This window comes from Akkermansiaceae bacterium (assembly GCA_024233115.1).
Taxonomy (GTDB): domain Bacteria; phylum Verrucomicrobiota; class Verrucomicrobiia; order Verrucomicrobiales; family Akkermansiaceae; genus Oceaniferula.
In genome coordinates this window covers 335,516-359,501 of the sequence record JACKQB010000003.1, presented here as the reverse complement: position 1 = coordinate 359,501, position 23,986 = coordinate 335,516, and the positions used below count along the sequence as shown (strand labels likewise).

The 23,986-nt window shown below is 54.4% G+C and carries 21 protein-coding genes and 1 tRNA gene; 6 read left to right on the top strand and 16 right to left on the bottom strand.

The features are described from left to right. Window positions 1–19: 19 nt before the first annotated feature. The 3 genes from H7A51_09480 to H7A51_09470 all read right to left on the bottom strand — a co-directional run bounded on the left by H7A51_09480 (window position 20) and on the right by H7A51_09470 (window position 3,436). Entirely contained in the window at window positions 20–1,309 is a 1,290-nt protein-coding gene (locus H7A51_09480; protein MCP5536449.1) for a MotA/TolQ/ExbB proton channel family protein, read from the bottom strand. A 135-nt stretch (window positions 1,310–1,444) separates the two neighbouring features. After that, on the bottom strand, window positions 1,445–3,088 hold the full coding sequence (locus H7A51_09475) for a sulfatase (GenBank protein ID MCP5536448.1): 1,644 nt from the start codon (window positions 3,086–3,088) through the stop codon (window positions 1,445–1,447). Between the two features lie 12 nt (window positions 3,089–3,100). Continuing rightward, the gene (locus tag H7A51_09470) at window positions 3,101–3,436 is read right to left on the bottom strand and encodes a hypothetical protein (protein MCP5536447.1); all 336 of its coding nucleotides are present in this window, start codon (window positions 3,434–3,436) and stop codon (window positions 3,101–3,103) included. A 175-nt stretch (window positions 3,437–3,611) separates the two neighbouring features. Here H7A51_09470 and H7A51_09465 point away from each other — a divergent pair, with 175 nt between their 5' ends. The 3 genes from H7A51_09465 (at window position 3,612) to H7A51_09455 (ending at window position 7,129) form a co-directional block, all read left to right on the top strand. Beyond that, window positions 3,612–4,871 (top strand): OmpA family protein, encoded by a 1,260-nt coding sequence (locus H7A51_09465; GenBank protein MCP5536446.1) that lies wholly within the window; start codon window positions 3,612–3,614, stop codon window positions 4,869–4,871. A 52-nt stretch (window positions 4,872–4,923) separates the two neighbouring features. Continuing rightward, on the top strand, window positions 4,924–5,742 hold the full coding sequence (locus H7A51_09460; GenBank protein MCP5536445.1) for an HAD family phosphatase: 819 nt from the start codon (window positions 4,924–4,926) through the stop codon (window positions 5,740–5,742). A gap of 682 nt (window positions 5,743–6,424) precedes the next feature. Next, window positions 6,425–7,129, top strand: coding sequence for a hypothetical protein (locus H7A51_09455; protein MCP5536444.1), 705 nt, complete (start codon window positions 6,425–6,427; stop codon window positions 7,127–7,129). An 81-nt stretch (window positions 7,130–7,210) separates the two neighbouring features. Here the strand turns inward: H7A51_09455 and H7A51_09450 are convergent. After that, window positions 7,211–7,292 (bottom strand) — tRNA-Leu (locus H7A51_09450). Window positions 7,293–7,356: 64 nt separating this feature from the next. Further along, on the bottom strand, window positions 7,357–8,178 hold the full coding sequence (gene mutM, locus H7A51_09445) for a bifunctional DNA-formamidopyrimidine glycosylase/DNA-(apurinic or apyrimidinic site) lyase (GenBank protein MCP5536443.1): 822 nt from the start codon (window positions 8,176–8,178) through the stop codon (window positions 7,357–7,359). Window positions 8,179–8,259: 81 nt separating this feature from the next. Here mutM and H7A51_09440 point away from each other — a divergent pair, with 81 nt between their 5' ends. From H7A51_09440 to H7A51_09430, 3 genes are all read left to right on the top strand, one after another. Further along, window positions 8,260–10,497, top strand: a complete 2,238-nt coding sequence (locus tag H7A51_09440; GenBank protein MCP5536442.1) for a hypothetical protein — start codon at window positions 8,260–8,262, stop codon at window positions 10,495–10,497. An 85-nt stretch (window positions 10,498–10,582) separates the two neighbouring features. Further along, the gene (locus H7A51_09435) at window positions 10,583–11,059 is read left to right on the top strand and encodes a low molecular weight protein arginine phosphatase (GenBank protein MCP5536441.1); all 477 of its coding nucleotides are present in this window, start codon (window positions 10,583–10,585) and stop codon (window positions 11,057–11,059) included. Window positions 11,060–11,077: 18 nt separating this feature from the next. Continuing rightward, entirely contained in the window at window positions 11,078–12,196 is a 1,119-nt protein-coding gene (locus tag H7A51_09430; GenBank protein ID MCP5536440.1) for an aminoglycoside phosphotransferase family protein, read from the top strand. Between the two features lie 15 nt (window positions 12,197–12,211). Here H7A51_09430 and H7A51_09425 read toward each other — a convergent pair whose 3' ends face one another. The 11 genes from H7A51_09425 to H7A51_09375 all read right to left on the bottom strand — a co-directional run bounded on the left by H7A51_09425 (window position 12,212) and on the right by H7A51_09375 (window position 23,959). Further along, a complete protein-coding gene (locus H7A51_09425; protein MCP5536439.1) occupies window positions 12,212–13,438 on the bottom strand; it encodes a cysteine desulfurase in 1,227 nt (408 codons plus the stop codon). A 23-nt stretch (window positions 13,439–13,461) separates the two neighbouring features. Beyond that, window positions 13,462–15,387, bottom strand: a complete 1,926-nt coding sequence (locus H7A51_09420; GenBank protein MCP5536438.1) for a DUF4340 domain-containing protein — start codon at window positions 15,385–15,387, stop codon at window positions 13,462–13,464. A 153-nt stretch (window positions 15,388–15,540) separates the two neighbouring features. Then, entirely contained in the window at window positions 15,541–17,142 is a 1,602-nt protein-coding gene (locus H7A51_09415; protein ID MCP5536437.1) for a Gldg family protein, read from the bottom strand. A 27-nt stretch (window positions 17,143–17,169) separates the two neighbouring features. Beyond that, complete coding sequence (locus tag H7A51_09410) at window positions 17,170–17,922, bottom strand: ABC transporter permease subunit (protein MCP5536436.1); 753 nt, start codon at window positions 17,920–17,922, stop codon at window positions 17,170–17,172. Between the two features lie 66 nt (window positions 17,923–17,988). Then, entirely contained in the window at window positions 17,989–18,378 is a 390-nt protein-coding gene (gene cdd, locus H7A51_09405; protein ID MCP5536435.1) for a cytidine deaminase, read from the bottom strand. Beyond that, entirely contained in the window at window positions 18,378–19,106 is a 729-nt protein-coding gene (gene deoD / locus H7A51_09400; GenBank protein MCP5536434.1) for a purine-nucleoside phosphorylase, read from the bottom strand. The genes cdd and deoD overlap by 1 nt, the downstream gene beginning before the upstream one ends. Before the next feature lie 51 nt (window positions 19,107–19,157). After that, window positions 19,158–19,523, bottom strand: coding sequence for a four helix bundle protein (locus H7A51_09395; protein MCP5536433.1), 366 nt, complete (start codon window positions 19,521–19,523; stop codon window positions 19,158–19,160). 79 nt (window positions 19,524–19,602) lie between these two features. Then, the gene (locus tag H7A51_09390; protein MCP5536432.1) at window positions 19,603–20,793 is read right to left on the bottom strand and encodes a phosphopentomutase; all 1,191 of its coding nucleotides are present in this window, start codon (window positions 20,791–20,793) and stop codon (window positions 19,603–19,605) included. Between the two features lie 153 nt (window positions 20,794–20,946). Beyond that, window positions 20,947–22,263, bottom strand: coding sequence for a thymidine phosphorylase (deoA, locus tag H7A51_09385; GenBank protein MCP5536431.1), 1,317 nt, complete (start codon window positions 22,261–22,263; stop codon window positions 20,947–20,949). Between the two features lie 2 nt (window positions 22,264–22,265). Beyond that, window positions 22,266–22,433 carry a DUF1427 family protein gene (locus tag H7A51_09380; protein ID MCP5536430.1) on the bottom strand — a complete coding sequence of 56 codons (168 nt, stop codon included), beginning with the start codon at window positions 22,431–22,433 and terminating at the stop codon, window positions 22,266–22,268. 95 nt (window positions 22,434–22,528) lie between these two features. Beyond that, complete coding sequence (locus H7A51_09375; GenBank protein MCP5536429.1) at window positions 22,529–23,959, bottom strand: NADH-quinone oxidoreductase subunit N; 1,431 nt, start codon at window positions 23,957–23,959, stop codon at window positions 22,529–22,531. Window positions 23,960–23,986 lie beyond the last annotated feature (27 nt).

Genomic DNA, 23,986 nt, shown 5'->3' with positions numbered 1-23,986 from the left:
GGCGTCTGCCCACGATGATCTATTTTCTTGAGAAAAAGCCGCGCTTTTTCTTGGCTTCGTTAGGGATCTGGTTTTCCCCGAGATCCCGGAGCGAGCGGTTGATGGACTCAATGCCACTGGCAATGCTTTCAAAGGCCCGGTTGAGGTTCATGTGGGACTTGAGGAAGATTTCACTACTCGAGTCAGACAGTTTGGTGACGGCCTCGGTGAAGGACTTCTCGATGGTGCTTTGATGGGTGTCGAGGCTGGTCTTGAGGGCCGCTCCCGACTGGCTCAACTGTCGGGTCGATTCGTTCAGGTTGTCGAGGAAGGTTTCGTGGGCCCGCGCGAGGGAGGCCACCAGCTGGGGAATGCTCTCGGCCTGCTCGAGCAGGGCATCGGTGCCAGGGTGACGACTGTCGTTGAGCTTGGGGAGGAGTTTTTCCGTGCAGAACGCATCGATGATGGTGAGGGTCTCGTCTTCTCTTTTTTGCACGGCAGCCAGAGGGAAGCTCATCAGGATGCTGAGGATCAGACCGAGCAAGGTGGTGTCGAAGGCGACACCAAGGCCACCGGTCAGGCTGTTGATGGAGGCTTTTAATGCCTCGGGGTCGGCGGTGTCACCCATGGCGAGCGAGCCAACCGCCACGGAGAGCCCCATGACGGTTCCGATGAATCCGAGGATCGGGATGGCCCAGAGAAAGACCTTGATCAGCGAGTAGGAGCCGGTGGAACGGTTGGCATCGAGGTCAGACTGGGTGCCGAGGAAGGAGGCGACCTCACCGTTGTCGATCCGGGACTCGAAGAGTTCGAGCGCCTTTCTCAGTCGGTTCACAATGATGCTGTCGCGCATGGTGAGGGGGACGCTGTAGATGTTGTCGATGAAGGCACCGACATTGGAGGAATTGATTTCCTCACCGATATGGGAGGGGAAGAGATTCAGCAGGGTGGCCTGTGACTGGTGCTGGATTTTTTTCCACTTCATGAAAAGGATGACGATACCCCAGAAGAACAGGAAGGTCTCGGCGTAGTTGACCCAGCCACGGTCGAGGAATAGGGCACCGAGCCGTGTGTTATGGAAAGGAACCATAAGGAGCATATAGAGAACGGTGATACCTGCGCCAATCAGGAGGCTTTTTCCAAAGTTGACGTTGGCATGATCCTTTTCTTCCCAGCCTGTGCGTGCGGGCTTCTGGTTGGCTGAATCGGCTGGGGCGGCGGCATTGGGGATTTCGAATCGATTTTGACAAGCGGGACACTGAACCTGTTGGCCGAGGTGTTCCTGGGTGACATCGAGTGCGATGTTACAGTGTGGGCATGAAATTTGCATAGAGGTAGAGTGCTTTGATTAGTGGTTGGTGGTTTTTTCCGCCTGGATAAGAAACGATGCAACGGAATCCTATGAGCCGCGGGCGCGAGGTCAAGAAAGTAAGTGGCAGAAAGTAAGTGGCATCAGGGAAAGTCATCAACGGGGAGGCGTGGGGGCGGTGAGTTGTTCGCCGGTGGCGCGGTCCGCTGGATAGGCTGGTTGCCAGCCTGGGGTGGTCTGTGTCAACCAGGCGTGGAGCTGGGTGTAGAGCTGTCGCTTGACGGCCATTGCCCCCTCGGGTTGTTTCCGCGCCATGTCAGTGGTTTCGCTGATGTCCTTGCTGATGTTATAGAGTTCGCTGTGCCCGTCTTCATAGTAATGGATGAGCTTGTAGCGTTGGCCGCCGATTTCAGAGATGATCGTCGATGACGGAGATGCCCGATCGTCCATGTATCCGGGGAAGTGGTAGCAGATCGGTGGTCGCACTCGCGTGGTATTTGGATCTGTTAGCACTTCGGCAAAGGAATGCCCGTCGAGGTAATGACCCTGTGGACTGGGAATTCCGGCGGTGGCGAGAAAGGTCGGGTAGTAGTCGACAGCGTGCACCATGGTATCGCTGCAACTGCCCGCCTCGATGGTGCCGGGTTGGCGGATGATGAGGGGGACGCGCACACCGCCTTCGTAGAAGGTTCCCTTGGCCCGCCGCAGTGGTCGGTTGGATGTGGCTCCTTGGTGGCCACCATTGTCGGAGGAAAAAACCACGAGGGTGTTTTTAGTGATGGAATCGGAGTGGTCGCCATCGCCGTTGGGGTCGTCGAGAGCTGTCATGATTCTGCCGACGGCACGGTCCATGTCGGCGACAAGGGCCGCGTATTTGGTGTTGTCGTGTCCTGTTTTCGATGGTGAGGACTTTTTCTTTTGGGCGAATTTCTCCGCGATGTCAGGTTGCGGTTGGATCGGAGTGTGGACGGCGTAGAGCCAGTAGTGGATGTAGAGGGGCTGGTTTTTTTTATCCGATTTCACATGTTTGGCGAGGAAGTGGTCGAAGGCATCCGCGAGCGCGTCGGTGAGATGTTTGGGTTTGCCGACGGCGGATGCTGGAAGCGCGTGTTTGTTGACGTAGGCGGCATCGTAGGGCTGGGAAAAGGGATCCAGTGACGGACTGAACCCCCTTGGAAAGGCCCACTTGTTTTTTTTCTTTTTAGCGAAATAGCCCGGGGGGTGTCCGGCTTTGCCGCCGGCGAAATTGTAGTCGAATCCGGCCGCCTCGGGTAAGGTGCGGGCACCGCCCTCGTGACCACCCGCATGGTACTTGCCAAAGTGCGCGGTCACGTAACCCGCTTGTTGGAAGGCTTCCGCAACGGTGGTGCTGCTTGCCGGCACGTCCTCGTTTTGCCGTGGAGGGACGAGGCCATTTTTTTTACCACGATCGAGTGAGCTGACGTTATAAACCCCATTGCCAGAGCGGGGGGCATACTGGCCACTCAGAAGCGCTGCCCGGGTGGGGGCGCAGTTGGGCTGCATATAAGCCGAGGTGAATGACATCCCCTCCCGGGCAAGTCGGTCGATGTTTGGCGTTTCATAAAAATCCGAGCCGTTACCGTGGTTGGTACTTCCGGTGGAAAGGTCGGTCCAGCCAAGGTCGTCGGCGAGGATGAACAAGATGTTCGGTTTGACTGAGGCTTGCGCTCCCTGGCGGTCGGCTGCTGTAGAGGCTTGCGCTCCCTGGCGGTCGCCCGCTGATATGGGTATGAGAAGGGTGTATGAAATACCGAGTGCGCTGAGGAGTGATTTGTTCATGGGTGAAAGGGTTTAGCTGTTATGTCGTGGGCGGTGGATGTCTGTTTGACTGATCAGGTAGGTGAGTGAAGCCAGGCACAGGACGCCGGCCGATATCTTGCAAGCCATGGCATAGCGGGCACGACTACGGGTAATGGCATCGTAGTCAGCTTCTTCCATCCCTCCTGCCTGGTATTCGATTTCCGTAAACTGATGGACTTTGAGAAAATAAGAGCTGGAGCCAAACCAAATGACGGCAGCCAGGGCGAATCCGATCCATGCCCATCGCCAGGGGGGGAGCTTTTTGAGGATGGAGCTCGGATTTTCCGGAGTGGGGGATTCGGTTGTTGGCGTAGGATCATCTGTCATGTGTCGTTATCTTACCCACGAAGGGATACGCCAGCCGAGCCGAAAAATTTCCCGATCCAATCCAGGGGGATCACCCTGGTCAGTGCCAAGTCTTTCGTCATTCGGTCAACGCCCGCAAAACCCACGGCAAAACCCTCGGTTGCCATTTTTCCCAATTGCGCTAGAATGGGGGCCAATGGACAACGACTACAGCTGGAACGGTGGCCTGAGGGGGACTTCCTCATTCAGGCTTCCTGAAAATGAAGGCATGGGGAAATGGGTGATGATATCCATGATCGTTGCCATCTTGCTTCATGTCCTGATCATTGTCGGCCTGAGTCGTATTGATGTGATTCTCCCTGAATTTATCGAGGAATCGGAACTGAGGACCCAGGTTGTCCGGGTTAGTAGTGTGGATGTCGATGATTCGAGGCCGGAGGTTTTGCCTCCCGAGCAGCCGGAAATCGAGGACCCGGCCCCCATTGTCCCACCGGCGGATGAGCTGGACATGTTGGAAAACCTGCCCGATGTGGAAATCGACATCAGTCCTGACATTGAGACGATCCAGGTGCCGATGTCAGATCCCGCCGCAGCAGGGGAGCCGGAGGGGGAGAGTATCGAGCCCATGAAAGCCCCGGTTTTTGAGCCTGAACTCCCTGAGATGGGCAAAACCGAGGACTTTTTTCCACGAGCCAACGATAGCCAGGTGACGGTGGACCCGGGTGCCAGAAATGCGGAGGAATATGATCCTGACGCATACACGGACACCCTGCGCAAAGGCGCGGATGGGAATTCGGACGACGGCTTACTCAAGGACTTCACTTCTCTTGACGCCATGGCCAGGATGGACGGCAATTCGCTGCTGACCAGTAAGGCTCTGATTGGCAGTGATCTGCTGTTTGATTTCAATAGCGCCACCCTGCGGCAGAGTGCCCGCGTGAGCTTGATGAAGGTTGCCCTGCTGATTGATAAACATCCGAACCTGGTATGCTGGCTGGATGGTCACACCGACCTGATAGGTGGCGAGGAGGCCAACCTGGTGCTCTCTCAGAAACGTGCCATGGCTGTGAAAATGTGGTTGGTGGAGACGCTTGACCTCGAAGACGATCGCATCGCGGTGCGAGGTTTTGGCAAGTCGCAGCCGCTGGTGAAAAAGGGAACGGTTGATGAACAGGCGCCTAACAGGCGGGTTGAGATTAAAATGCGCAAGAGCCACCCCAAAGATGAGGTGTCCGGAGATAAAATGAATAACGAAGCAGCAGCGAAGCCTGTTTCAAAACCTCCTGTTAGCCCCCCTATAAAACCTGCTGTAAAACCTCCTGTGAAGGCCATTCCGGTCGAAGAGGACGAGCCCCCGGCGATAACTCCGCCACCTGCTCCCCCACGGGCAATTGTTGAGCCCGAGGATGAGCCCAGCGTGCCGGCTCCTAGCCGTGCTGTGCCCGTGGAGGAATAGTCCATCGATGCTGCGCCGCATGATCCAACGAATTTGACCGTCATCCTTGTTTGTGAAATCCCTAGCACCCTTCAGTCCAGCCAACCCCGCCGAGTGGCTGTTAGCTTTTGATTTCGATGGCACACTCACTATCCCCGAAGCCAATCCTCCGGTGCAACCACAGTTTTATGAACTGATGCAGATGATGCGCGATTCCCATAAAGCCTTTTGGGGGATTAATACGGGAAGGTCACTCATGCAAACGGTCCAAGGTCTTGCGGATGCCCGTTTTCCATTTCTTCCCGACTACATTATTGCCCGCGAAAGGGAGATCTATACACCCAATGAATTTGGGAGATGGGTGGGTCTGCCCGACTGGAATTCGCGTTGTGAAAAAGAGCATCATAAACTCTTCCGCAGGTGTCGCAGGGTGTTGAAAAAGCTCCAGCAATGGATTGAGACTGAAACCGCTGCTGTGTGGGGGATGCAAGAAGGCGAACCGGCAGGCATCGTTGCCTCCACCGCGAGCGAGATGGATTTTATTGTCCAGAAAATCGACCAGGAAATAAGCTCCAAACCGCTGTTGTCCTATCAACGTAACGGTATTTACCTGCGTTTCAGCCACAGCCACTACCACAAAGGAAGCGCGATGGTGGAGGTGGCCCGGCAACTCGGACTGTCAGCGGATAAGACCTTTGCCATCGGTGACAGCCATAACGATCTTGATATGTTGGATCCGGCGATGGCGAGTCTGTTAGCGTGCCCGGGTAACGCCTGCGATGAGGTGAAAACCCGGGTGTCATCCCTTGGTGGATATGTTTCAGAGGGGGTAGCCAGCGTGGGGACGATTGAAGCACTGTGCGCCTCGTTTATTACTGGCGGGGGACTGTAGTATTTGTCTGGATAAGCAGCTAAATTCTGGACAATAGCTGTGTATTTTTGCAGGAGTATCATTCACAAACGTATCCTCAAAGGGACGGTTGAGAAACGGGGAGATCGTCTGTATGTGATCGATCCGGATGCTAAACGTGATGATGGAGGCTATGTTATGCTCACTAAAGATGGTGACCTGATCGCGAAGCAAGACTCCAAATAAAAACTGAGAATAAAAAATCCCTGGAGTATAGGCCAATGCATGGACATTGTGATAGGGTCCAATTAAAAACCCAACAAACGCTTTCTCCAATTTCGAAACCGATCGCGCTGCTGCCACTTTTTCTCAGCCAGTCGGCATTTCGGGCAATACAGAGTGTTTGTAGTGCTCGGCAAAGGGCCAACGTCCTCGAATGACGGGCTACCAAAAATACTGATGCTGTTTGCACACGGAAACCGTTTTTGTGCAGCGCTCATATACTCCATGTTCATTTTGAGAAACGAGTCATGCACAAAGTAGGCATGGCCTTCTTGCAGTGGCTCATGATGAAGCTCACATTGATTTGATGGGGCTTGATCTCCCGGCTTTGGGTCCGAAGCTGATCTGTGTGTTGATTGCATAAGCTTTGAGTCGTCTAGTCCTTCATTCTCTGGCTCGAGTGGTACATCTCACCATACCATGATTGTTATGACGATCAATCATGCAATTATTCCGGAGCAGGCTCCCACAGACTCTGCCTCCGGTTTTACCGGAGAGCGCTCACTACAGCTGTACGTTTGAACTCCGTGACACGCTGACCCAAAAGCGACTCTGGCAATTCAAAACCGGCGACGATGATGAGCCGGGGGGGATCGCTCTACGTGTCGGACCAGGGCGAGGTCATCAGGATGGGGTTTACGAAACCATATGGCTCATCCGTAAGTCAGGTGAGCAAATTAAACTCGGCCAGGTTTTCGATTACCTGCCGAAGGCGGAGGTAACAGCCTATTGTGATGATACCACGGCCGGCACTTTCTGGTCGCAGTTTTCCTGGCGGGAATTTATCAAGCTCGATGGCAGGGAATATTTTTTCATCCGCACCTACTGGGGGCGTTACATCCTCGTCGATCTGGCCAATGGCAGGATCAACAACAAGAAGAAAATTTCTGCAACCATCGAGAGCTCGATCCTTAAACGATCCCGTGGTGCCATAGAACTTGAAAACAAGAAACTCTGGGCCGACTGTAAAAGCTGCGGAGGAAAACACCCGGATTCCCAGGCTGCGCGTTCACTGCTGGTACTTGAACTCCATCAAATCAGGGGGAGGGAGTATCTCATCAGCGAGTTTGGAAAATTAGAGGATCACTCGATGCACGATGTCAATGAACACGTGGAGCGACTCCGAAGGGGGCGGCGAAAGAGATGACGTCCCAAGCAACGTCCCAAGCCCGGTATCCGTGAAGGCTTCAATAGCATCAACACCAAGTCTTCAAAAAGCATCAAAAAATACCGGCGGCGGGAATCGAACCCGCACTTCCGAGGAAACGTGATTTTGAATCACGCGCGTCTACCAATTCCGCCACACCGGCATGATGCTTGAAGACGGGCGAGAATCTGCGGCAATTGAGAAAAATGTCAAGCCGTCGAATGGAATTATCTCTGGCATTTCGGGCAATGGAAGGTGGAGCGGTTGGAAATGACGATTCTTTTGATCGCCGCACCACAGGAGTGGCAGCCCTGGCCTTCCCGGTCGTAGACGTGGAGGTTTTGTTTGAAATAGCCGGGTTTGCCATCCTCGCGCAGGAAGTCGCGCAGGGTGGTGCCCCCTTGTTCGATCGCTTCACCCAGCACCGATTGGATCTCCCAGGTGAGTTTGGCGAGCCGGGGTTTGGATAGGTTGCCCGCTGGCCGGGTGGGGCGAATCCCGCTGCGAAACAATGCCTCGCAGGCGTAAATATTTCCAACCCCGACCACCACCCTGTTATTCATGATATGCTGTTTGATGGATGTTTTCCTCCCTCGGCATGTTTGCCAAAGATAATCGGCATGAAAACCATCCTCCAGTGGCTCCGGCCCGAGATGGGCGAGCAGTGGGTGGGTCAGCACCTCGCCAGCCGCGGCGTCATGCCAGATGACGGCACCAAAGCGGCGCGGGTCATGGAGGCGCATTTCCATACCGCCATCGATGCCCAGAATAAAGTGGTCATGTTTCTTGAGGTCCACCTCATGTGGGCAGATACGTAAGCTCCCGGACATGCCGAGATGGAGGATCAGGGTGCCGGCATCGCAGCCGAGCAGCAGGTATTTGGCTCGTCTGCCGATCCTGGAGATGACTTTCCCTTCGATGTTCAGAACATCATCTTCCACAGGCCAGCGCATGCGCCGGTCCCGGATGTCAACGTGGTGAATCCGCTTGCCCAGCATGTGGGGTTCGATACCCCGTCGGGTTGTTTCTACTTCGGGTAACTCGGGCATGGCTGAAGTTTTAGCGTCATTATGAAAAATATCACGGATTGTAATTGAAAAATCACGGATTTACCCGTTAATCTCCGCCGTATGAAACGCAAATACCTATTCATCCCTATTCTGGCGGGAGCAGTGGCTTTTACCGCATGTAAGGAAAAAACAACCCCCGCCGACTCTTCCGGTCAGGCCGGCAGTGACCAGACGCAGCAACCCGCTGTTCCCGGTCTCCCGACTCCCGATCCGATCAAACCTTCAGCCTCCGTTGAAGATCGGGCTGCCAAGCTAGGGTTTGCCAAACAGTTACCGCAGAACATCACCGTCTACGATGCCATTTTCAATGGCCGGAAGGCGTTTGACCAACTTCTCAAGACACCTCTCGGCGAGTTTATCCTCGAGCGCCTGGCCGATGAGGGAATGTCCCTCGACGACCTTGAGGGCAATGACGAGGTGGCCGCCCAGATTGCCATGTACAGTGAGGAGTATTTCTCCGCCTATGGCCCTGGAACCGGCGAGACGTTTGAGCTGGGCATGCAATTTGTCGAGCGACTGGGTTATTACGGCTCCCGCTTTGGCGTGTTCATGGCGGATGGCTTCGTGCGCGACGGTCAGGACTTCAAACCGGAGGGGCCCAAACCCATCATGGAAGGCCCGCTTAAAGGCGCGCCCAAAGAGCTGATCAAGATGATTGCCGATTTTGATATGCCGGCCTTCTACCAGGGTGCCAAGGTGTCCGATGACGAAGCCCGTGAGCTTGTTATGGCCCAGATGGAGCAGTTGGTATCCGTGCTGAGTTTCCTTGAGGAGGCTTCCGAGGAAATTACCATTAAACGCGGTGATAAGGAGTTTTCCGGATATAAGGTGTCCGGAGCCAAACTCGCCGAGATGATCGATGAGAACGCTGTCGAGGAAATGCAGGAAGTGTTTGATATCGCTGATATTGAAGCGTTTAAGAAGACACTTGCCACCAAGAACATCATTGCCGTTGCGGGAACCGTGGGCGACTACGTGATCCTGTTCTTTGGTAAGTCCGAAGAGGATTTTGTATTGGTCGATGACGCTAACAAGTCCATCTGCGCAAGCGACAACATCGTTTACCTTGATAACTACCTCGACAAGGATATTCTAGCAGCAGGCTTTAGGGACGACAAGGTCATCAAGACGGTGGGTAGTATTGAAGCCGTCGCTTATCGCTTCATCAGCTCCATTGCCCAAGGCGTGAGTGATGGTCTAGGGGACGCCGCATCGCTGGGTGACACCCAGGATCTCCAGGCGATCCTTGAGAGTCTTTACGAGCAGGGTAAAAAGCTAGCATCCATGTTCTCCGGAACCGATGCCGGTTATGTTGCGTTTCTGGAAGACGGCCTCAAGGCCGAGGCTTTTGGCGGTTCCAATATGCCCGCCATTGACATGAACGCAAGCCATACGCTTGCTCCTATGGCTGCGGGTGAAGGCACGCTGTTGTTTGCCAATTGGACAAGCAATGAAGCCTATAACAACAAGGTGATGGAATACGTCGATACACTCGGAGAGACCAGTTACCTGGTTGCCAAGCGGGTAGCAGCCCTCGATATCGACGACGGTGACTTCAGCGATTTCAAGGAAGGTTTGGAAATGTTCGACAAGTCATTCCGTGATGACGCCCTGGAAATCTGGAAAGCTCTCCGGGGTGACATGGCTGACGGACTGGGAGCCGAGACCGCTTTGGTCGTCGACATCAACGGGGCGCTTCCCAAGGTGCCCAACGTGCCCGAGCTGGTCTTGAAGGAAGGCAAAATGCCACGCATTGCCTACGTCAGCACCGTGGATGACCGGGCCAAGCTTCAAGCGTCCTGGAAACGTCTCAATACTTCCGTGGAGAACATCCTGAAGACCATCAGCGAGATGTCAGGGGAGGAAATCCCGATGCAGGTGCCAATGAGCAGTGAGAAGAATGATCTCAAAACATGGTTTGTTCCCATCCCGTTCCAGAACGATGACTTTGTGCCGTCTGTTTCTGTGAGTGACAATCTGTTTTTTGCCTCCACCTCCAAGACTTTCTCCGAAGGGCTTGCCGAGCAATTCAAAAAAGGTGGCGGCGAAGCCCGTCAGGGAGCATGGATGCAAGTTGACTTCAAGGTGCTTCACCAGTATGCCCAACAGTGGCTCGAGCTCATTGATAAAAATAAAGATGAAATCATTCCATCCGAAAGGGCACGCGAAGACTTCACCGCGAACAAGCCGATGATCGAGAAAGCCATGCAGGCATTCAGCTCACTCGATGCGCTGACCCTCCATACACGGAATGAAGGTGGTCGCACTCGCGTTTCCATGCACTTGAAGGCGCATTAAACAAGAGCCACTCAGCAGCAAATCAACCGATGGCAGGGTTTTCCGGAGACGTGAAAACCCTGCTGTTATTTTCACTCCGAATCTCATGCCTAAACCCGCATCGCGTAAGAGCGTTCTTTTTGTATGCACAGGAAATACCTGTCGTAGCCCGATGGCAGAGGGGTTGATGCGGGCGGCTGTTAGGGATCGCAAGGATGTCCATGTCGGCTCGGCCGGAGTAGCGGCTATGCCGGGGCACAGGGTCAGCAGTGATACACGGGCTGTCCTCAAGGCCAAAAATGCCCCGCTGAAAGGCTTTAAAAGCAGGCAGGTTGATCAGGCACTACTTGCGGATGCGAGTTTGATTGTTGCGATGACCGGTTCACATGCGGCGATGGTGAAGCGCTACTTCCCCGGATGCGCGCGCCGGGTGCGATTACTCTGTGATTTCATTCATCAGGATGAAGGCCTGGCCGGTGCTGATGTGCCTGATCCCATCGGTATGGGACGCGAAGCTTATGAAGAAGTGGCCGAAGTGATCGATCTTGCTATTCCCGGCATTATCAAAGCATTAGACAAATAACGGATAGGAATTTTCAGTATGATTGAGAACGAAAACCAGATTGAGGAAGTTGCCGATGAATTCGCCATTGCAGGGGAATTTGTCGAGGGAGCTGAGGTCGACAGTGGTCATATCAACGCCACCTATATGGCGACCTTCAGAAAACATGATGGCAGGTTGAGTCGCTATATCTTTCAGCGAATCAATGAGAATGTCTTTAAAGACCCGCACGCAGTGATGCGTAACGTGGAAATGGTAACCCGCCACATCAACTGGAAGGTGATGCGCGTCAAACGTGACATCGGCGGACAGACCCTCAATCTTTATCCGGCGCGAGGTGGTCGGTTTTACGCGACTGGTGCAGGTGGGGGCATTTGGCGTTGCTATAACTTCATCGAAGGATGCCGGACCTATGAGATCGTGGAGAACACCCGCCAGGCCTATCAGGCGGCGCATGCTTTCGGCTCGTTCCAGGACCTGGTGAGCGATTTCCCCGTCGAGGATATCGAGGAAACCATCCCGAATTTTCATAACACGCCCAAACGTTTTGCCCGCTTGATGCAAGTCGTTGAGGCTGATCCCATGGGGCGGCTTGCTGGCGTGCAGAAGGAAGTTGATTTTGTCAAAGCGCGGGCAGGCATCGTTTCCAAATTGATTGATTTACGTGACGCCGGGATACTCCCCGAGCGAATCACACACAACGATACCAAGATCAACAACGTGATGATCGATGTGGATACGGACGAAGCGGTTTGTGTGATCGACCTCGATACGGTGATGCCGGGCTTGTCACTGTATGATTTTGGTGACCTGGTTCGCACGGCGGTCAGTCCTGCGGCGGAAGATGAACAAGACCTGACCAAAGTAGAACTGCGGATGCCCATGTTTGAAGCCCTTGCAGAAGGGTACCTCGACGCTTGTGACTGCTTGTGTGACGCTGAAATTGATAATCTTGCATTCTCCGGATTGCTGATTTCCCTGGAGATTGGTATCCGTTTCCTGACCGACCACTTGGAAGGTGACGTCTACTTCAAGACGCATCGGGAAAATCATAATCTGGACCGTGCCAGGACCCAGTTTAAACTGGTTGAGCTGCTCGAAGCCAAACAGGAACAGATGGAGGGGTTTGTCAAACGCCTGGCCAAGGCCAGACGATAGTTTGCGGGCATAGGTTTAACCTAACATCATCGCCGCCTTTTTAACGGCGGCTATGAAACCATCGACCTCTTGTTCCGTATTATATGCAGCGAAGGATGCGCGGACTGTGCCCGTAATACCGAACCGAGCCATCAGTGGTTGGCAGCAGTGGTGTCCCGTCCGGACGGCGACACCCATCTGGTCGAGCAGGGTCCCCAGGTCATAATGATGCACGCCATCGAGCAAAAACGAAACCACAGCGGCTTTGTGTGCAGCTGTTCCGAAAAACCGGATGCCCTCTATTCCCTGCAAGGCATCAGTCGCGCGTTGTTGGAGCTGATTCTCGTGTGCCGCGATGTTTTCCATACCAAGGGTATTCATGTAATCGATGGCTGTGGCCAAAGCGACAGCACCCTCGATGTCGGGCGTGCCGGCTTCGAATTTAAAGGGCAGTTCGTTATAAGTGGTGTGTTCGAAAGTAACCTCCTTAATCATCTCACCGCCTCCTCTCCATGGGGGCAGATCATTCATGATCTCCTCACGCCCGTAGAGAATTCCAATGCCTGTAGGACCGTAGGTCTTGTGGCCCGAGAAGGTGTAAAAATCACATCCCAGGCTTTGCACATCCACCGTGAGATGCGGGGCGGCCTGGGCGCCGTCGATGAGCACCAGTGCTCCGTGGTGCTTGGCTTTGGAGATGATCTGTTCGATCGGATTGATCGTCCCGAGTGCGTTGGATACATGGTTGACCGCCACGAGCTTCACATGCTCGTCCAATAGCTGGTCATAGGCGTCCATATCGAGTGTCCCGTCGTCAAGCACCGGGATGACTTTAAGCTGGGCACCCGTGCGCTGGCACAGCATCTGCCACGGGACAATATTCGAGTGGTGTTCCAAGCCTGAGATGATGACACTGTCGCTCGGTGTGATTTTTCCCGACAAGGAAAGCGTGTTTGCCACGAGGTTGATCGAGTCGGTTGTCCCCGAGGTAAAAATAACCTCATGTGCATGGGTAGCGTTAAGATGGTCGGCAACCGTTTTTCTGGCACTCTCGTGAGCCTGGGTGGCTTCTCGGGCAAGTTTGTGCGCAGCGCGATGGATGTTGGCATTGGTATTGCCATAGTAGTATGCGCTGGCCTCGACAACCTGCCGGGGTGTCTGGCTTGTGGCGGCATTATCCAGATAGATCAACGGTTTGCCATTGATGTTCTGATCGAGGATCGGAAAGTCAGCACGGATTTTATAGGGATCAAAATCGGACATGGAATAGAGGGGAGGGGCTCGGCTTACTCGAAGAGGTCAACCTGGAGGTTTTTCACCGTTTGGGGATCGAGTAGGAAATAGCTGGTATCATCGTCATTGTCGGCACCGCTTGGCAGTGTATCGATTTTAGCAAAGTGAATCAAGCCACCCGGCGTGTGGGTGATTCTCAACGTTTTGATAATGGGGAGCAGGTCTTGCCCCTGGTCGTTTACCCGGCGTATGGTGACGCTGATGATTGTATCCGGCTGTTCCAACGCCTTCATGGCCTGCGGATGCATTGGGCCAATCCATTTTTTGGTTTTGATCGACCCGAGGTGGCCAAGGAGTTTGTTGGCACGGTTTGGGTTGAGCTCCGCCGTGGACTCCACCTGGTCACGCAAAGCTGTCCATTTGGCGGCGAAGTGATCATAACCCAGCTCCACGACGGGTGCGCCTTTTCTGCGGATACTGATTTTTTCGACATCCATTCTCGGCACATGCCAGACGTGAGCGGTGCGCCATTGCCACGAGTTGAGGGCGATCTTCATCAGGGTTTCATTGCTTATCTGCCAAATGTTAGGTCGACCGATGATGTGGGCATAGATGTTGTCGGTTGCCTTGTCCCGACCGAACGATATAAACATGCGGGCATTGTTAAAGCTGGTGAAACCAATCTGGAGGAATGGGGTGTCGAGGCCATAAGGCTTGAGGTCAGTGGCCGCATCGGTGACGAATTTTTGTACTTTATCACGGGTAACCGCAGTCATCAGGTCGATCACAGCGTCCTGGTTAGCCTCTTCCCATCCTTTCATACGCAACACCCGCCAAGTGGTTTGCTTGGTGCGCTGTAGCATGATCGGCATTCTTCCGCCCGGTCGCAGGATAATCGTCTTCAACTGCGGTCCATTGAGGTGGGTCATGGTTTTCGAGCGCAGATCGTTTACACCTGTCTGGAGCTGGCTTAAGGATGTTGCCCCGGGTATCACTGTGGCTGCGGTGAGCGGGAGCTGGAAAACGGCATCGGGTCGGTCGCTGACAGTCGCCAGAGCGTAGGTATCGCCCTCTTTGGCCGGAGGATAGATGCGCAAAACAGTTTCATCTTGTTCCCCGGCAAAATGAATGGCTATTTCGCGTGCCTGTGTGGTGTTGTTCTCGCCAGTCGGAAGGGTGACACTCGCGCGGTCTTCGACTTTGAGTGCTGTTAGTTTGGCCAGGTCTTTAAACAGGGTGGTCAGCGCAGTGGGGTCGATCCGGAGCTCGAGTGGCTTGGTGATTTTCCAGGCGGATGCGAGATCTTTACGCGATACGACCACCTCGCCATCGTCATTCTGAACGCGGATCTTATCCAGATACTTGGGGCTGAAATGAAATGGGTGATGGTCCCTGAAGCGTGCAAACTTGTTGAGAAACAAGGTGTGCACACTGTTGGCGGAGTCCTCGCCACATACGTAGATGTTGTCGTTACGTTTTTTATCAGCCAAGCGAATAAAAAGAGTGGGCTGGCTGGTCTTTCCGTCTTCGCTGGGGATACTCCATGCTGTGGGGCGGCCAATCAGGTAATCGCATATCACTTTTCCTTTGTTGTCGCGCATGGTGACGCGAACATGGCCGTCACGCAAACCGAAATCCTTGAGTTCGAGATCCTCCCGCGGAATCACTTCCTTGACCTCAAGGCGTGCTGTGAACTGAATGAGGAACTTGATGAAAATGGGATCGGCCCGGTCTTCCCAAGGACGGACCGCTTTCCAATAGTGGCCATCCACTTTGAATGTTGATTCATCACCGTCACTATTGGTGAGGGTGATCTGGGTAGCCTTGTCGAGCTCCTCGACTTGAAACAGCTTTTCACCAGGCGCGAGGGGGGGGATGCCGAAAATAGCATTGCGATACTCACTCCCCATGAACACCATGGACAAACCGCTCAGGATCAGAGCGAGTGCCGCAAGAAATATGGTAAAGGAATAACGCATGTGTTTTTTCTAAATCTTAAGAGCTGAAATTCAAATCGCCAGCCATTCTAGCAATTGGAGTCTTCTCTTGCTAGTTGGTGTTTGGAGTTTGATGGTTGGAATTTCAGCTGCTTGGTATTTGGAGATTAAAACTTAATGTTGCCAGCCCGCTGGTTAAGCCCTCCGTATGTTCCAGACGATCAGAGACATCAGCAGGGCCGCTGCTGGCAGGAAGATGAGAACGATCCGACTGATAAAGGTATTATGCGCGTCGAGAATGGTGATCTTGTGACGGTGAAGTTTTTTGGGGCCGATTCCAATGAGGTCTTCCCGCCCTACCAGCCAGTTCACACAGGATTTGACGAAGTCGGATTGCTCGGGGCGGGTTTTCTTGTTGGCTAGGAAATCGGTATTCCCAATGACCACCATCCTGGAGACAAGGTCGGCTGTGTCGTCCGACGTCGCTTGGCCTTTCAGGACGGCTGCGGCAAGGTAAAGAGGGGCGGCGGTGTCCTCCTCCTGGTTGAACTGAGGGTTGTTTTCCTCGAAGCGGGTTTCTCCCCACCAGCCGTCACTCGCTTCAACCAGGGCGATCGGCTGGATACGCTTGTTGAGCAACTGGTCATTGTTTTCATCCACCTCTAGACTACACGTGGAGCCGTCAAAAATGGTGGATTTGCCACCAAGGTCGGTGTTGATTTCGGAACCACGCGAAAAAACGGACTGCACATTCGAGAGCGACTGACCGTTTTTAATCGACATGATCCGGTCGTTGCGCGGTGTGACACCATTGCTGCGCAGGAATATACGTAGGTTGTTGGTTGCCACCTTGGGGTCGAGTGTGATGAAGATTGAAGATTGTTTTCTATCCCAGTAGTTCGACAGGGTTTTGATTTCGCGGTCGTTGAGGTCGTATTGCGGCGCCACGAGGGCAAAGCCTTCTGCATCCTCCGGGATGCTCTCGGTTTCTGAGAGTCTCAGTGGGGTGAGCAGGATGTTCTGTTGCCAAAGCATCTCAAAGAGCACCTGCCATGCAGGATCGCCATCGGTGGCTTCGAGATTGATTTTGTCGGCGGCAAAATAAATTCTCCGTGGCTTTCCTTCGATCGCACCAATAAAGGTCGATGTAATCATATCCTCGTCCCGCCAGGCAACGATGTTACGCCGGTCGTCTTGCAAAAACAAATCTGAGACCCGGACGGTGCGGACGTGGGCCGAGAGTTCTTGTTTTTCCGAGGTCGCGGGATTATCAGCCTTTGCATCGGGCGTCGTCGGGGTGGCAGCAGCTGGCGGTGATTTTGAATCCTCGCTCTTCCCGGCCTTGGGGTCACCCTGCGGCTCATCACGTCCGTCCACAATGATCATGTCCTCGGTGTATTTCTGTCCGAAGGTGTTTTCAAGCTCCAGGGTGCGGTCGGTCTGGCGAAGGGGGTCGACAAATTCCAGATTCACTGCCTCGCCACCAAGCCGTTTGTATTCATCCAGCAGGTTGTAAATCCGGGTATAGTGGGCGGAGCTGCGTTTGATCACCGCGATGACGTGTAGGGGCACTTCCCTTTTCTGGACAGCATCACTTTCAAGATACTTGGTGCTCAGGTCTGAAAGGGTGAAATCCTGTCGGTCAGTCAGGTCATAACGCTCATGTTTGGCGCAGCTGAGGTAATTGGCAGCAACGATCACAATGATAAACAGGACCAGCTGGGTAATGACGTTGATACTTCTTCCGACACGCCGGACGGGACGTGTGGCTGGAGTAGTTGATGGGGAATCCGACATGAGGGACAGGTGAAATAGATAAGGTGGTCAGGATTTCCACCGGCGGAAATCCAGGGTGAGGTGTGTGAGGAAAAGGAAGAATGCAGCCATGCTCAAATAGTAGACGATGGGCCGGGTGTCGATCATCCCACGGGCGAACTGAGCGAGGTGTTCCTGGATGGAGACGTAGTGAAACAGGCCCACAGCCTGGAATCCTTCACCCGTGTAGTAGGGGACAAAGCCCATGAAAAAGAGCATCACCAGGATCGCGATGGTAATGATTCCCGCGACGATTTGACTGGAACTCAGCGTTGAGGCGAGACAGCCGATCGCAAGGAAGAAGCTGCCCATCAATAACAGGATGGCGTAAGTGCCGATGACATGACCCGCTTCGTAGGGGGGCGGGTTGCCGGTGATCATGGTGAAAATCTTGAGATGCAGCAGGATGGGAAGCCACAGGATCGCATAAAAGGAAAACGCGGCCAGATACTTGGAAAGCACGACCTGGGCACTGGTGACCGGTGCGGTCATCAAGGTCTCCAATGTGCCTGTTTTTTCCTCCTCTGCAAACAGGCGCATCGTCAGTAATGGAAAAATAAAGAGGAAATAAAACCAGAAGTTCGGGGCGCTGAAGGAAACCATGAGGAAGTTCTCACTCAGCGGGGCATCCTTCATTTTCTCCATCGCTGAAGTCATGGACATCCCCTGCATCAGCAAGACAAGGCCTAGAACCACCCAGCCAAAAGGGGTGAGGAAGTAGTTTTTGAATTCCTTGCGGAACAGTATGAGAAATACGCGCATGAATAAGAAAAATTCGCTGCACGGGAAATAGGCGAAATTTGCCCCCGGGGAAAGGGAATTGTCGTCTTAATCAAGGTTTTCCGGGCCGAACGCATCCGGAAGCAAGACATCGAGCGTGGTCTGTCGTGACAGGATGCCGTTTTCATCCGCCAGATAGACCTTCATGGCAGGATTGAACTCGTTGAGAACCTGTCGGCATGCCCCACAGGGGCTGGCGGCACCGGGCACCGCGATGGCGATGGCGGAAAAGGTTCTGACACCCTCGGAAACTGCTTTGAAGACAGCCGCGCGCTCAGCACAGATGGTCAGGCCGTAGGATGCGTTTTCCACGTTGCAGCCGGTGAAGATGGCACCATTTTCAGCCAGTAGGGCAGCTCCGACATCAAATTTCGAATACGGTGCATACGCCGAAGCGCGTGCTTCGGCGGCTATTTTGGCTAACTCCCCGGCTGTCATCAGGCGATCGTTGGGTTGGCGTGGATCAACTTGGTGGCTTCAAGGGCGATGTGCATCATTTCCTCGAAACTCGACTGTCGTTCGGCGGCGGTTGTGGCTTCTCCCGTGCGGATATGGTCGGACACCGTGCAGATGGCCGCTGCATGCGCACCGTATTCGGTCGCGATGCCATACAAGCCCGCTGCCTCCATCTCAATACCGAGAATATTCATCTTTTCCATCGTATCGAACATCGAGGGGTTCGGTGAGTAAAAAAGGTCGGCTGAAAACATATTGCCGTTGGTCACGGGGATACCCAGTTCCGCTGCCGCGTCATTAAGGGCTTTCAGCAGCGGATAGCTGGCGATGGCTGCGTAGTCGTGGCCTTGAAACCGCTGACGATTCACCGCCGAATCCGTGCTTGCCCCCATGCCGATAAGTACATCGCGCACTTTGACATCAGGACTAACAGCACCGCAGCTTCCCACGCGAATCAGGTTTTTTACGCCGTACTCAGTGATCAACTCCTTGGCGTAGATGGAAATCGACGGGATACCCATGCCGCTGCCCATGACGGAGACCGGCGTGCCCTGGAAGCTGCCGGTGAAGCCGAGCATGTTGCGCACCGTGTTCACCTGCCTGACATTGGTGAGAAAGGTTTCGGCAATGTACTGCGCCCGCAGGGGGTCGCCGGGAAGCAGGCAGGTGGCGGCGAAGTCGCCGGGCTGGGCATGGATGTGGGGAGTCATGGGCGGAGTTGGATTGATGATTGGCGAGTGATGAGTGATGATTTTTGAAGTTCAGGACTTGCCATGCTCGGCGGTTTTGACGCTGGTGACGAAGATGGAGATGAGTTCGTCGCACTCTTGCATGATTTTTGTTAGTTTGCTCGGATTGCACAATGGTTTCCTTTCAATGATCTTGAGCCAGATCAATGATTCACGAAGCTCCTTGAGGGAAATCTTCATTTTATGGATGAAATCTTTCCGTGATTCCGCGCTTTGGGCTTCACCGTAATTGGGTGCAGGCGAGGTTCCTGACCTGAGTAGCTGTCCCGAGATGTGATTTCCAGCTTTTGAATTAGGTAGTGATTCTATAACCTTGATAACGCGTATGGAAAAATCGATCAGTCGATCCTCCAGATCCTGTGGTTTTTTTTGTTTCATCATTCTTGTAACTTCTAATTTCAACAATCAACAATCAACAATCAACAATCAACAATCATCACTCGTCACTCGTCACTCGTCACTCGTCAATCAATTGCTCTCCATGGTTGAAGGGGGAGAGCTGGAAAATTCGGGCGATGGTTTGGGCGATGTCGGCGAAGGTGTTGCGGAGGCCTAGATCTGCGGGGTGTGTGTTTTTCTGATAGAGTAAAATCGGGACGTGCTCGCGGGTGTGGTCGGTGCCTTTCCAGGTGGGGTCGTTGCCGTGGTCAGCGGTGAGGATGAGTAAGTCGTGGACATTCATTTTTTCAAATAACAGAGGCAGTTGGCGATCAAATTCTTCCAGTGCTTCGCCGTAGCCCTGGGGGTCGCGGCGGTGGCCGTAAACGGCGTCGAAATCGACGAAGTTGGTCATGACGATGCTTTTTTCCGGAGCCCGATCCATCGCCGACATGGTTTCTTTCCATAGCGCCTCGTGGCCGGATGCGCGGATCTCCTCGCTCATGCCGGTGTGGGCGAAGATGTCGCCGATTTTCCCCACGCCGATCACCGTGCCGCCGGCATCGACCAGTTTCTGCAGCACGGTCGGGCTGGGGGGCTCCAAGGCGTAATCGTGGCGGTTGCCGGTGCGCTGGAAGTTTTCCGCGGAGCTGCCGGTGAATGGCCGCGCAATCACCCTGCCGATGTTCAGCGGTTCCAGGATCTCACGGCAGATTTTGCAAAGTTGATAGAGGTTTTTCAGTCCAAAGCTTTCCTCGTGGCAGGCGATCTGGAAGACGCTGTCGGCGGAGGTGTAGAGGATCGGTTTGCCGGTGCGCATGTGTTCCCCGCCGAGCCGGGCGATGATTTCCGTGCCGGAGGCGTGGCAGTTGCCGAGGTATCCGGGGATGCCGGATCGGCTGACAATCTGATCGAGTATTTTCTGGGGAAAAGAGTTCTCATGGTCGTGGAAATACCCCCAGTCCCAGAGTGCGGGGACACCCGCCATTTCCCAGTGGCCGCTCGGAGTATCCTTGCCCGATGAAATTTCCCTGGCGCAGGCGTGGCTTCCTAACAAGGAGTCCGGAGCGGTCATGCTATCGGGAAAGACCCCGGTGCTCGTGCGGTAGGCGTGAAGCAGGCCGAGGGACGCCATGTTGGGTAAGTGCAGCGCTTCGCCTTGTTGAGAGAAATGCCGCGCGATGTGGCCCAGGGTGTCCGCGCCGGCGTCGCCAAACTTTTCCGCATCGGCAGCCGACCCGATACCGAGGGAATCGAGGACAAGCCAGATGACGCGGGCCGTGGTGTGCGGTGAGCAATCACCGCTTTGGATAAGCCCTTGCGGTTGTTCTGCGGTATCTTGTCGATGGGCGGGCACGGGTTTGATGTCGATGTGCCCTGTGCTGAAAGCGGCGATTGCTCGCCGCACTCCAGGGCGGGTTACTCACTCAGGGGAAATGGTTTGGTAAATCACGGGCAGTGCGTCCGGGGCGTGGTCCGACACGGTGACCGCGGCTTTTATTTTTTCCGCCGCCTGTTCCCAGTCGGCCTCACTGCGGGCGTGGATCGTCGCCAGCGGTCGGTCCGTTGTTTCACCCACTGTGATGAAGTCGGTCAATCCGACAGCCGGGTCGATGTCGTCTTCCGTTCGCTTACGTCCTCCACCTAGCTCGACCACCGCCATGCCCAGGGCCCGGGTGTCGATGGCGGAGACGTAGCCGGTTTCGGCGGACTGCACGGCTTTCACCACGCTGGCCTTGGCGAGATACTTGTCCGGGTGCTCTATCAGGTCACTTGGTCCACCCAGGGAATGCACCATGTTGCCCAACCGTTCCGCCGCCCTGCCGCTTGCCAGTTCGCATTCTAACATGGCGTGCGCATCCGCCGGGTTGTCGGCGAGTTCGCCGAGCATGAGGAGTTCGGTGCAGAGGGCGAACACCACTTGCAGCAGGCGAGGGTTTTGTTTTTCGTGGGTGAGGAAATCGATCGCCTCGCGCACCTCGACCGCATTACCCGCCGTCGAGCCGAGTGGCTGGTTCATGTCGGTGATCAGGGCGCTGGTTTTCACCCCCGCCGCATTGCCAATATCGACGATGCTCCGTGCCAGTGCCACCGAGTCGTCGTGGGTAGGCATAAAGGCACCGGAGCCGGTTTTGACATCCATGACCAGGCAATCGAGACCTGCGGCGAATTTTTTTGAGAGAATAGACGCGGTGATCAGCGGGATTGACTCCACGGTGGCGGTGATGTCGCGGGTGGCATAAAACCGCTTGTCGGCGGGCGCGAGATCTCCGGTTTGGCCGATGATCGCGACACCACATTCCCGCACGGTTTTTTTAAACAGAGCGGTATCCGGCGTGGAGTTGTATCCCGGAATCGAATCCAGCTTGTCGAGCGTTCCTCCGGTGTGTCCAAGCCCCCGACCCGAAATCATCGGGACATAGCCGCCGCATGCCGCGAGCAGGGGGCCGAGCATGAGCGAAACCCCGTCGCCAACGCCACCGGTTGAATGTTTATCAATAATCGGACCGGGGAGGTTTTCGTTTTCCCAAACAAGCACGTCACCCGTGTCACGCATTGCCAGGGTGAGGGCTGCGGCTTCTCCGGGGGACATGCCCTGGAAAAAGACAGCCATGGCAAAGGCGGCAATCTGCCCTTCGCTGATCGAGCCGTCGGCTATCCCATTCGAGAAAAACTGAACTTCCCGGTCGGTCAGTGTAAGCCCATCACGTTTTCTTCGGATGATTTCCTGGGGGAGCATCGTTAAGAGAAAAGTTTATGAATGTAGGACCAGATTTCAGAACCAAGGTAGATGCCCACTATGCCCATCACCCCTGCCAAGGCATTCGGTGCCGGGACCGGGAGTTTGAGGGCTGTAAAAAGAATACCGACGACTAGTCCGGTAACGAGAGAGAGCAGAACGACGTTAATCATGCCCCCAGTCTACAGCATTCAAAAAGTAGGACAAGTTTGTAACTTGTCGGCAGGATGAGCAGCAAGGGTAGCCGACAGCTTACAAAGCTGTCCTACCGTAGCAGGTCAAGAATCGGCTGCGGGTAAACACCCAGAAAGACAATCGCAATGGTCAGCGCGGCAAGAACCACCATGGTGATCGTCGGAACAGCTATCGCCTTCTCATTCCGTGGCGCATTCCAATACATCGCCTTGACCACTTTTAAGTAGTAGTAGAACCCCGCGGCCACACTGACAAAGGCGATGCCGATCAACCACCAGCTGACTTCGGCTGTGATGGCTGATTTGAAAATAAGGAACTTACCCCAGAACCCGGCAGTAAGAGGGACGCCTGCCAGAGCGGCCATGGCAATCGTCAAGGCAATCGCAAGAACCGGGTTCCTTGTTCCGAGTCCGTCAAAGGCATCAATTTCGTCGCTTTCCTCCTCAGCACGGATCAACGCAAGCACGTAGAATGCGGCGAATGTCATCAGCAGGTAGGTGCCCAGGTAGAAACTCACTGCGGTAAAACCTACGGAGGCCACGCCCATGAGCAGGAAGCCTGCATGGGCGATGGATGAGTAGGCGAGAAGTCGTTTGAAGTTACTCTGGGAAATCGCAGACAGGTTGCCATAGACCAACGTAGCTCCGGTCATCACCAAAAGAATAAGAGTCACCGATGAACTTGTGGCATCGGCGGCCAGGAAGGGTTCAATGATAGTCATCAATACGAGGAATCCCGCGGCTTTTGAAGCGACGGAAAGGTAGGCGGTAACCGGGGTAGGGGCGCCTTGGTAGACATCTGGTATCCAGAGCTGCATCGGGACGGCACCCACCTTGAATCCAAGCGCAATGAGGATGAGTGCGATTCCAAACAGCAAATAAGTGTGGTTGAATTTTCCTTCTGCTAGAACGCTGGTGAAAAGTGAGACATCAGTCGTGCCCAACGATCCATAGATCCATGCGATTCCATACACGAGAAAACCCGTGGAGAGTGCTCCAAGGATGAGATACTTAACACCAGCTTCCACCGAGCCCACGTTGCGGCGCATGTAGGCGACCATTACGTAGAAGGTGATCGTCACCAGCTCGAGGGCGACAAAGATTGAAACCAGGTCCCTGGCCGATGCCATCCACATCAGACCCGCGCAGGCAAATACGGGGAGGCAGTAAAATTCTCCAGTTCCAGAGCCGGTGTCGTCACCCGTGGTGAACTTGGATAGAACCTTGTGGAAATCCACCGCCATCAACAACACCAGGATAGTGCTGACCACGGCGATGATTTTGTAGAACCGGGCGACAGCACTGTCGCCGTAAAAACGCTCCATCCATCCTGGGACGGCGTATCCCTCGGGTGCCGGGCAGAACAGCATAGCTAGAATCACTGCCAGACCTCCGGCCGCGATCAGTCCGATACGTGATTTGTTTCCGTTGGAAAACGCCTCGAACATGAGTAGGACGAGACCAAAGCCAACGGTGATGAATTCGATGATGTGCGGTTGCATGGGGAAAATAGGTCCTATAGGACTTGT